The sequence below is a fragment of the Halanaerobium sp. genome, assembly GCF_003070835.1.
Map to the genome: position 1 here is coordinate 1 of NZ_QBLR01000395.1, position 2,717 is coordinate 2,717.

Annotated in this window: 2 protein-coding genes; both read left to right on the forward strand. The window is 30.8% G+C overall.

Features of this window, described 5'->3' with window-relative positions:
- Positions 1-241 precede the first annotated feature (241 nt).
- Positions 242-1,786: a cobyric acid synthase gene (locus CI949_RS19530; RefSeq protein ID WP_114474433.1), complete on the forward strand. Its 1,545-nt coding sequence runs from the start codon at positions 242-244 to the stop codon at positions 1,784-1,786.
- On the forward strand, positions 1,787-2,717 hold a 931-nt coding region (locus CI949_RS19535; protein WP_290769527.1), incomplete at its 3' end, for a cobyric acid synthase.

The following is a 2,717-nucleotide window of genomic DNA, read 5'->3' on the forward strand; positions in this document are numbered from 1 at the left end:
CTGTAATGTTATTACAGGGAAGGTTAGAATTTAAAATGTAAATCAGGAGTCAGGAGACCTGCCTTTTATATAATCTACAATTGGCCTCGGGAACAGGTTGCAGGTGGATAATCATTAGTTTTTTTACTAAAGCTAACCAGACTATCAATTTATTTAGCTTTAATTATGATTATATACTTTAAATCTCAACCCTTAGGTTGAGATTTTCTTGTTATATATAGCTTTTTAAGGAGTTAAAAAAATGAAGAATAAAACTGGAACTTTAATGATTCAAGGCACTTCTTCTGATGCTGGTAAAAGTCTTTTTGTTACTGCTTTATGCAGGATTTTTGCCAGAAAAGGAATAAAAACTGTACCTTTTAAGGCCTGGAATATGTCTCTTAATTCATACATAACGAAAAATGGCAAAGAAATTGGCATAGCGCAAGCTTTACAGGCGAGAGCTGCTTTTAGAGAAGCCTCTGTAGATATGCAGCCAATTTTAGTTAAAGCGATGGGAGACGGCCAGACCCAAATTGTTATTAATGGTGAAGTGGATAAGAATATTAATTATCAAAAAAACAAAAAAAAATATCTTGAAATTTATGAGAGCACAATTAAGGATTCATTAAAAAGATTGAGAAAAGATAATGAGCTGATAATTATTGAGGGAGCAGGAAGTCCTGCAGAAATTAATAGAACTACACCTGATTTTGCTAATATGTTTACAGCAGAAATTTATAATTCTCCAGTGCTTTTAATCAGCAGTATTGAAAAAGGAGGCTGTCTTGCTTCTTTAGTTGGAACTTTAAAACTCTTATCTCCAGTCCATAAAAAGTTGATAAAAGGATTGATAATCAATAAATTTCGGGGAGATTATAATTTGTTAAAACCTGCAGTTAAGTTTTTAGAGGATTATACAGAAAAAGAAGTTATGTCTGTTTTACCATATCTTAAAAGTCTTAATTTACCAGAAGAAGATTCTGCTTCTTTAAACTTAAATAATTATGGAGAAAATTCTAAAAAATTAAAAATCGCTGTAATAAGATTACCTCACATGTCAAATTTTAGTGATTTTAATAGTTTGAAAATGGAAACTGGTCTAAAACTTGAATATATTAAAAACAACCAAGAATTACTTAATTTTGATTTAATAATTATACCAGGAACTAAAACAACCACTAAAGATCTTGATTTTTTAAAGAAAAGCGGATTGGCAGCCGAAATTAAAAAAGCTAATAAAGCCGGAATTATGATAATTGGTATTTGTGGTGGATTCCAAATGCTCGGACGAAAACTAATTGATAAATATGGAACAGAAGGAGATATAAAAAAAATAAATGGACTTGGATTACTAGATATTAATACAGTATTTTTAAATAAAAAAACTACTCATCAAGTAAAAGTGAAAATCAATTTAACTCAGCAGCTTGAAAATTTGATGTCTAGATTTAACCCTCAAGAGTTTTTTTTAGGGTATGAAATTCATATGGGTCAGACAGAGTATTTAAATGGGACTGAAGAATTATTCAGAATAATAAAGAGATCTAACATAAAAGTAAATTTAAAAGATGGTGCAGTTAATCAGGCTGGAAATTGTTTTGGAAGTTATCTGCATGGATTATTTGATAATGATAATTTTCGCAGTGCACTTTTAAATAAATTAGGAAATAAGCAATCTATGGGGGAAGAACAAAAAAGTTATAACTATCAAAAAGAAATTGAAAATAATCTTGATAGATTAGCAGATATGGTTGAAAAAAATATAGATATTAATAAATTATTAAAATTAAGTAGAGGTGATTAAATGGCAGATTCAGTTATGATTCAGGGTACAGCTTCAGATGCCGGCAAAAGTATTTTAGCAGCTGCTCTATGCAGAGTACTGGCTCAGGATGGATATAAAACAGCTCCCTTTAAATCTCAAAACATGTCTTTGAATTCTTATATTACAAAAGAGGGTCAGGAAATTGCAATTGCCCAGACAGTACAGGCAGAGGCAGCAAAAGTAGAAGCAGAAGTTAATATGAGTCCAATTTTGATGAAGCCTATCGCCGATGATATGTCTCAGATAATCTTAAAGGGAAGAGTATTTAAAAATATGAAGGCTGCTGATTATTTTTCCCAAAAAGAGAAGTTACTTAAAATTATAAGAGAAGCCCTTGCTGAATTAAAAATGGATTATGATCTTTTAGTTTTAGAAGGTGGGGGTAATCCGGCTGAAGTAAATTTAAGAGATAAGGATCTTGTTAATATGAAAGCAGCAGAAATAGCTGATGCGCCAGTGATTTTAGTTGCAGATATTGATAAAGGTGGAGTTTTTGCTTCAATTGTTGGAACTCTGGATTTGCTTACTGAAAAAGAAAGAAAGAGAGTTAAAGGAATAATAGTCAATAAATTTAGAGGTGATCCTGCTGCTTTTAAATCTGGAGTAGAGTTGATAGAAAAATATTCTAATAAAAAAGTATTGGGAGTTATGCCATATTTAGAAAAACTTAATTTACCTTCAGAAGATAGTTTGCAGCAAGAAATTTATAGTAATCAGAACTACAAGGTTGATATTGCAGTTATTGCCTATCCAGGGATGTCAAACTTTACAGATTTTGATTATTTTAAAACTGCAAAAGATATTCAGCTTAGATATGTAAAAAAGGAAATGGAGCTGGGAGATCCTGATTTAATTATACTGCCTGGTTCTAAAACTACTATTAGTGACTTAGAATTTTTATATGAATCAA

What these genes read in the sequence shown, in the direction of transcription:
- CI949_RS19530 (WP_114474433.1), top strand. Translation starts at nt 242, where the DNA reads ATGAAGAATAAAACTGGAACTTTAATGATTCAAGGCACTTCTTCTGAT.